Genomic DNA, 6,670 nt, shown 5'->3' with positions numbered 1-6,670 from the left:
TCCGGGCCTATTTTCATCCGCTCATATGTAGGATGATACTCAATTATAATCACCCATATCATTGTATACTCGTAATATCATTAGGTAACCAAATTACATGAATACGATTCAGCCTCATCATCCGGATGCTAATTATAAATGGGTAGCCTTACTGGTTGCTTCTCTTGGCACCCTGGTTGGCATTCTCAATTCCAGTACACTCATCATCGCTCTTCCTACCCTGATGGTAGATCTCAACACCACGCTTGTCAATGTAACCTGGGTTCTTATCGTCTACATGCTCGTCATGACTATCCTGGCGCCGGTGTGTGGCAGGTTTGCTGATATGTACGGGAGAAAAAAGATCTACATCTTTGGAATTCTGGTTTTTACCATTGCCTCCCTCCTCTGTGGAATGGTTGCAGATGTGTATCAACTCATCGGATTTCGAATTTTCCAGGCTATCGGAGGGGCGATAATCGTCTCAAACGGGACAATCATCGTGGTAGATGCCTTCCCCAGGCAGGAACTCGGCCGGGCTATGGGCATCCTTTCAATGATAATTGCTGCAACGTTTGTATTAGGCCCGGTTATTGGCGGATTTCTGTCAATGATAGACTGGCGCCTTAATTTTTTCCTGAACGTCCCTATCGGAATCGTTGCCGCATATTTAACCTGGAAACGGCTCTATGAGATACATGAATTTAAAGGGGAAGAAACATTTGATTTCTTTGGATTACTCCTCTTTGCCATCGCGTTTATTGCGTTGACAATCTATGGCGGTGCAGGATTTCTCGTGGGCCTCTTCAGTCCTGCAATGCTTCTCATGCTTATCATCGGGTTGGTCTGTCTGGTTGCGTTCATCAGGCACGAACTCAGGACCCGGTATCCATTGATAGATCTCTCACTTTTTAAGAGCCGTACCTACCTGTTCGGCCAGTCAAGTGCATTTATCAATTCAATAGCCAGAGGAGCGGTCATGATGCTCCTGATTCTGTTTTTCCAGGGACTGAAAGGATATGATCCCCTGATGGCCAGTATCCTCATCGCTCCCATGGGAATCGGACTGGTGATAACCGGCCCCATCGGAGGGATGCTCTCTGATAAGTACGGGTCCCGGATAGTAACCACGTTCGGATTAATCATCTCCTTTTTCGGGCTATTAGGTCTGGCATTGATGCAGTATGACACTCCTATCTGGCTGATCCTGGTATGGATTTTTATCTCCGGAGTCGGTTCAGGATTGTTTCAGCCACCTAATACGAGTGCAATCATGGCATGTGTCTCTCTTGAACGCAGGGGGGCTGCATCTGCCATGCGGACATTTTTGGGAAATACCGGAATGGTCATAGCAATGACGATTGCACTTCCCATCCTGGTCAGTACGGTCCCGTTAGATCAGATGATGAACATGTTTGTGGTCGGAGGGATGCATCAACCTGTACCGGTGCAGATATCTTTCACCGGAGGTGTCACGATGGCGTTCTGGATCTCGTCTGCGTTTACGATATTAGCCATTATTGCGTCAGCCATGCGGGGAACTGACGAACAGGCAGCAATTCCGGAGGAGATATAAACCTGAAACCCGTGAGGGTTTAATTTCTGAAACTGTGAATCGGTGGAGGAATCCTGCCTCCCCGGTTGATAAAGTCACTACAACCGAATGTATTCACCTGCTGAACCGGAGCATAACCCAGAAGTCCTCCAAACTCTACCATCTCACCGACGCTTTTTCCGATCACCGGAATCAGGCGTACAGCAGTCGTCTTCTGGTTGATCATCCCGATTGCAGCCTCATCGGCGATGATTCCTGATATGGTAGATGCCGGGGTGTCGCCCGGTATTGCGATCATATCCAGACCGACCGAACATACACAAGTCATCGCTTCGAGCTTTTCAAGCGTAAGGGCACCGCGGAGTACGGCATCGATCATGCCTTGATCCTCGCTGACCGGGATGAAAGCGCCGCTGAGACCACCGACAAACGAGCTCGCCATGACTCCGCCCTTCTTTACCTGATCGTTTAAGAGGGCGAGTGCAGCCGTGGTTCCGGGAGCACCGACTGACTCAAGCCCCATCTCTTCGAGGATCTCTGCTACGCTGTCCCCGACCGCCGGGGTGGGTGCAAGTGAGAGATCAACGATCCCGAATGGTATTCCGAGCCGTTCTGATGCAACCTGGGCAACGAGCTGACCTGCACGAGTGACTTTGAAAGCAGTCTTCTTGACCGTCTCGCAGAGCACTTCGAAATCCTTTCCTCTGACTCCCTCAAGTGCATGCTTGACCACTCCCGGACCGCTGACACCCACATTAATGACCGCATCAGCCTCGGAAACACCATGAAATGCTCCTGCCATGAACGGGTTGTCATCAGGTGCATTACAGAAGACCACCAGTTTGGCACAGCCGAGAGAATTTGTATCCTTTGTTGCTTCTGCCGTCTCCCTGATAATGGTCCCCATAAGTTTCACGGCATCCATGTTGATTCCGGTCTTGGTGGAACCGATATTTACTGAACTACAGACGCGTTCAGTAGATGAGAGGGCCATGGGAATAGAACGGATCAGGTTTTCATCGGCAGGGGTCATCCCTTTTGAAACGATAGCAGAGTACCCGCCAAGGAAGTTGACCCCCATATCGCAGGCAGCCTTATCCAGGGTCTTTGCAACCGATACAAAATCTGCAGGAGACGTGCAGGCCTGTCCGGCAATCAGGGCTATGGGAGTAACCGATATCCTCGTGTTTACAATCGGAATCCCGTATTCAAGTTCTATCTCTCTTCCGGTTGAGACCAGGTTCTTTGCAAGACGGGTTATCTTTTCATATATATTTTGATTCAGGGTAGTGAGATCGGAGTTGCAACAGTCAAGAAGGCTGATGCCGAGTGTGATAGTCCGGACATCAAGTTTCTCCTGCTCGATCATCATGTTCGTCTCGTGAACCTCGTGAATATTGACCATAAAAAACCGTTAAATGCGATGCATTTTTGTAAAGATATCTTCACGCTGGCATCTTATCCTGACACCGATTGCATCGCCGAGCGTATCGAGGTCAGTTACCATCTCTGAAAATGGCTTTGAAGCACCCTCGGTATCGACGATCATCATCATATTGAAGTAGCCCTGGACGATAGTCTGTGAGATATCTTCAACATTGATCTGGCTCTCAGCCAGGTAGGTGCAGACTTTTGCAATAATTCCCACCGTGTCTTTTCCGACTACGGTAATAATTGTCTTCTTCATATTGAGAACCTTATACTAGTATTGACGTTCATCAGAGATTAATCCGGTTTCAAAAATAAGGATGATTACCCTCACCAGACCTGCAGACACCAGCCGTGATATGAACATCGCCAATAATACCCGGTCTATCATACCGGTATCTGAATTTCGGCTCATAACCGGATCAAAAAACAGGAAGTCTTACGCAGTTGGTAAGGGAGAGAAGAGTTGTCCCGCAGTATGAAGAACAAAACTCACCGTTTTGTTCCATTACCTGCAACTAACACGTATACCTAACTCACGAGTATCAGGCCGTATCTGGTGAAATATCAGTGGTGTGGTTACCACTGATAGACCTATATTGAATAGATAATCATCACTTCCGGATAATTTCCCGGATCCTTTGAAGCAGAATGACCTGTTGATCATACCCGGTCACGATGCTGTCCCTGATCTCATCCAGAATGTTATCAACCGGTTTTACGAGACTAAACACTTTCACAGGTCTCCCTTTTTTTGCTGTAATCAGACTTGAAACACCGACCCACTGGCGTTTCGAGAGACAGGTAATCCCAATGCTCACTTCAGGTTGTCTGAGATCGGTAATCCGTTCAAGTTCTCGTGAAGTCGGCTCCAGCCCCCGGAAGAAGACTACGAGCAGACGTGCCTCATTTATTTTCAGGCCGACTTCAACAAGAAGATGAATTACTTCTTCTTCAGTCTCAGTGAGAGAAGGTATTCCAGAGGTTTCCATCATCCGCATTTTATAGTCGACTTATTATTATAATAACCTTATGAATTCAATCAGGGAGGCCTCACGAGTTCATCAGGACTATATGTCCTTTCACTGCCTGTTGTTTAGGAAATTACCGCAATTTCAAAGAGATTCAAATTTATTATTATATATAACCGGGATTTTGTCGGTCATGAGTCTCATTGATCAGTCAGGTACTGCATAATTCGTTCAATCACGAGAGGGTTTTTGGGCATACAGATATGACAGTATTGGTCTAGTGAAAGGAGATTTTCATCTGCTCCCGGGGATGCAGGTATGATATCGAGAGAGACCCCTGGAAGTTGAGATTCACGGTTCGATACAATCCCATCACCATCAAGCGTTACCTGATATCGCCCGTCATCAGACAACTCCCAGGTTTTTCCCTGAAACAAAGGAAAAAAATCAGGGAGGGCTTCAGGATTTGAGGTTACAATAACCCGATAGGATATGTCCTGCCTAAGACCAGCTGAACGAAGATCACGCATGACCTTACTTCCGGGTCGAACATCCTGTATAATCTTATCAGATGCAGGATCAAAATCATCCTGAACAAAAACACCGGTCAGGGCACTGATGATAGTATCGCGGTGTTTAGGATCATTAAAAAGTTCTGCAAGCGCTGAACCGGTATTGAGCGGTCCGATACCGATCACCTGTCTTACTGAGAGTTCCTGCCCGGGTCCATCAACCACCTCAAGGAGATACCTGACAATGGAAGTTCCGAGTGAATGGCATACGATGTCAAAGGGTCCTGAGTAATCGTTTTCATGGCATATTCCCTCAATGTATGCATGAAGATTCCGGGATATTTCAGGGATCGAACAGTTTTTCAATAGAGAATGATCAAACCGGTAATACGCGATTTTTGCCGCATCTAGATGAACCATCAGTTTTTTCCAGATCCCGGGATGGCTGTTCCATCCATGTACGAGGATAACCGGACACTGACTCATACTCATTATCATAGTATTCAATAGGAAACACGAAAAGGGTATACGATTAAAACAGGGTTACTGTTAGAAGAACACCGTACGGTAAAAAGGATAGAGCGTGGGAAAATCAGAGATTTTCCGAGGCCATCTCAATATCTTCAGCTTTCAGGGTCTTCCGGCCGGCATGGGAAGCAAGTTTATTCGCTTCTTTTGCCAGTTTTCCGATGTAAGCCTCTGCCATCTGTACAATAGATGCCGCTCCGTCAGCTCCTACTCGCTCAGCACCATTGGCCTTTGCAATCCTCACTACTGCTGCAGTAGGCAGATCTGATCGATTAGACTTTGCTTCTGCTTTTACCGGAGTACTGGCTTTTGAGGCAGGTTTTTTCTTGGCCTCAGTCTTTTGTCCCTTTTTGGTTGCCATATATGTCCCCATTCCTCATGATGTGTTACACCTGTTAGCACAATGCACGTTAAAGATTTGACGGGTGATCCCCACCAAACATCATCATGATACTTTCATATAGGAATAAGTTATTTAAATTTTTATCGGATTGATTTTATTTATTGTACTCGTTTCAGGATACATTTTCATGATTATTAGGGACTGATTTTCTATTCAGGAAAGGATAGTCAGGTATCCAGGTAAATTCGTGAAAACTACATCTTTGGAATATGTTACCGGATTATTTTCAGTTACGGCAATTAATGCCGCCAATCAAAGTGATATATCAATCTGGGTTGACATATATATGTTCACTTCGTGAACATGAGGCAACCATGAATCCTCAAGGAATCGAACTAACAAAAACAACCAGACCCGGCCTCGATGATGGAGTGATCAGGGCTCTCTTGGAAGTTATGATATATCCCCTGGAACTTAGGCGTGGAAATTACTGTCAGTAAGGTGCATTCTCGGTACTCGGTACATGTTCCAGCCTGAATATACTATGTCACCTCTCAATAATCCTCTAACAGGATATTTTTTAGAATCAGTTTATGGAGTGAACGGACCTTCACTCCTCAATCCCAAATAAGATTGTCCGAAATAATTGCGTCCTGATGTCCCAAAATTAGCAACATTCTAATCCTTGCATTCGCGAATTATACTCCGCTACCGGTCCTGTTTTACCCGATTACGCCTTGCCTGACTGAAAAATCGTTATTACGTTGACCACGGGAGAGCACGAGTAATGGTTATATTGGTTAGGTAAGGAGCAGGGAATCTATCTGATCGGCGGGTCAGTTATGGTAATTCCAGCGGAAGTCATACGGTCACGGATGATATCCGCAAGCTCAAACTCCTTTCTGGCACGTAGTTCTGATCTGATATCCTGGAGAATCGTGATCGGTATACTGGCATCACGAAGGAAGTTAATACCCAGGACTTCTCCATATTCCCTCAGTGCCTGGAGATCACCGCTTGAGGCAAGGTTCTGGATTGCGGCAAGAGCCATCGGGGTGTTGAGGTCAGATTCCATTGCATCAGTGAACGCCTTCCGTGCTTCAGGATTAACTCCGTTATCTGTTACCGCAATTGCACGAATATGTTCGAGAGCCTTTTCAGCATTCGTCATCCCTTCCTCAGTCGCCTGAAGGGGAGACCGATAATGGGATAAAAGGATATAATATCGTAATACATCTTTATTCCAGGCTTTGAGGGCATTCCTGATAGTGATAAAATTACCCAGAGACTTAGACATCTTCTCACCCTTTACCGTGAGAAACCCGGGGTGCAACCAGTATCTCACCATCGGGTG

At 46.2% G+C, this 6,670-nt stretch carries 8 protein-coding genes; 1 reads left to right on the top strand and 7 read right to left on the bottom strand.

Going from position 1 to position 6,670, the window contains the following annotated elements; genetic code table 11:
- The first annotated feature begins 97 nt into the window (after positions 1 to 97).
- Positions 98 to 1,555 (top strand): MFS transporter, encoded by a 1,458-nt coding sequence (locus LUQ50_RS01750; protein ID WP_300035266.1) that lies wholly within the window; start codon positions 98 to 100, stop codon positions 1,553 to 1,555.
- Between the two features lie 19 nt (positions 1,556 to 1,574).
- Here the strand turns inward: LUQ50_RS01750 and LUQ50_RS01745 are convergent, their stop codons facing one another.
- The 7 genes from LUQ50_RS01745 to LUQ50_RS01715 all read right to left on the bottom strand — a co-directional run.
- Positions 1,575 to 2,939: a PFL family protein gene (locus LUQ50_RS01745; protein WP_300035263.1), complete on the bottom strand. Its 1,365-nt coding sequence runs from the start codon at positions 2,937 to 2,939 to the stop codon at positions 1,575 to 1,577.
- Positions 2,940 to 2,948: 9 nt separating this feature from the next.
- On the bottom strand, positions 2,949 to 3,221 hold the full coding sequence (locus tag LUQ50_RS01740) for an ACT domain-containing protein (RefSeq protein ID WP_300035260.1): 273 nt from the start codon (positions 3,219 to 3,221) through the stop codon (positions 2,949 to 2,951).
- 15 nt (positions 3,222 to 3,236) lie between these two features.
- Positions 3,237 to 3,377 carry a hypothetical protein gene (locus LUQ50_RS01735; protein ID WP_300035257.1) on the bottom strand — a complete coding sequence of 47 codons (141 nt, stop codon included), beginning with the start codon at positions 3,375 to 3,377 and terminating at the stop codon, positions 3,237 to 3,239.
- A gap of 199 nt (positions 3,378 to 3,576) precedes the next feature.
- A complete protein-coding gene (locus LUQ50_RS01730; RefSeq protein WP_300035254.1) occupies positions 3,577 to 3,957 on the bottom strand; it encodes a hypothetical protein in 381 nt (126 codons plus the stop codon).
- A gap of 176 nt (positions 3,958 to 4,133) precedes the next feature.
- The gene (locus LUQ50_RS01725) at positions 4,134 to 4,931 is read right to left on the bottom strand and encodes an acetyltransferase (protein ID WP_300035251.1); all 798 of its coding nucleotides are present in this window, start codon (positions 4,929 to 4,931) and stop codon (positions 4,134 to 4,136) included.
- A 106-nt stretch (positions 4,932 to 5,037) separates the two neighbouring features.
- Positions 5,038 to 5,334 (bottom strand): histone family protein, encoded by a 297-nt coding sequence (locus tag LUQ50_RS01720; protein WP_300035247.1) that lies wholly within the window; start codon positions 5,332 to 5,334, stop codon positions 5,038 to 5,040.
- Positions 5,335 to 6,136: 802 nt separating this feature from the next.
- Positions 6,137 to 6,670 (bottom strand): class I tRNA ligase family protein (locus tag LUQ50_RS01715; protein WP_300035244.1); only part of this gene is annotated, 534 nt, incomplete at its 5' end.

This window comes from Methanospirillum sp. (assembly GCF_028679455.1).
In the GTDB taxonomy this organism is placed as follows: domain Archaea; phylum Halobacteriota; class Methanomicrobia; order Methanomicrobiales; family Methanospirillaceae; genus Methanospirillum.
Note: the sequence above shows the minus strand (reverse complement) of the source record. Positions and strands in the feature narration are given on the sequence as shown.

Excerpts from the sequence above, each read along its gene's own strand:
- LUQ50_RS01750 (WP_300035266.1), top strand. The coding sequence starts at position 98 with ATGAATACGATTCAGCCTCATCATCCGGATGCTAATTATAAATGGGTA.
- LUQ50_RS01745 (WP_300035263.1), bottom strand. The coding sequence starts at position 2,939 with ATGGTCAATATTCACGAGGTTCACGAGACGAACATGATGATCGAGCAG.
- LUQ50_RS01740 (WP_300035260.1), bottom strand. The coding sequence starts at position 3,221 with ATGAAGAAGACAATTATTACCGTAGTCGGAAAAGACACGGTGGGAATT.
- LUQ50_RS01735 (WP_300035257.1), bottom strand. The coding sequence starts at position 3,377 with ATGAGCCGAAATTCAGATACCGGTATGATAGACCGGGTATTATTGGCG.
- LUQ50_RS01730 (WP_300035254.1), bottom strand. The coding sequence starts at position 3,957 with ATGATGGAAACCTCTGGAATACCTTCTCTCACTGAGACTGAAGAAGAA.
- LUQ50_RS01725 (WP_300035251.1), bottom strand. The coding sequence starts at position 4,931 with ATGAGTCAGTGTCCGGTTATCCTCGTACATGGATGGAACAGCCATCCC.
- LUQ50_RS01720 (WP_300035247.1), bottom strand. The coding sequence starts at position 5,334 with ATGGCAACCAAAAAGGGACAAAAGACTGAGGCCAAGAAAAAACCTGCC.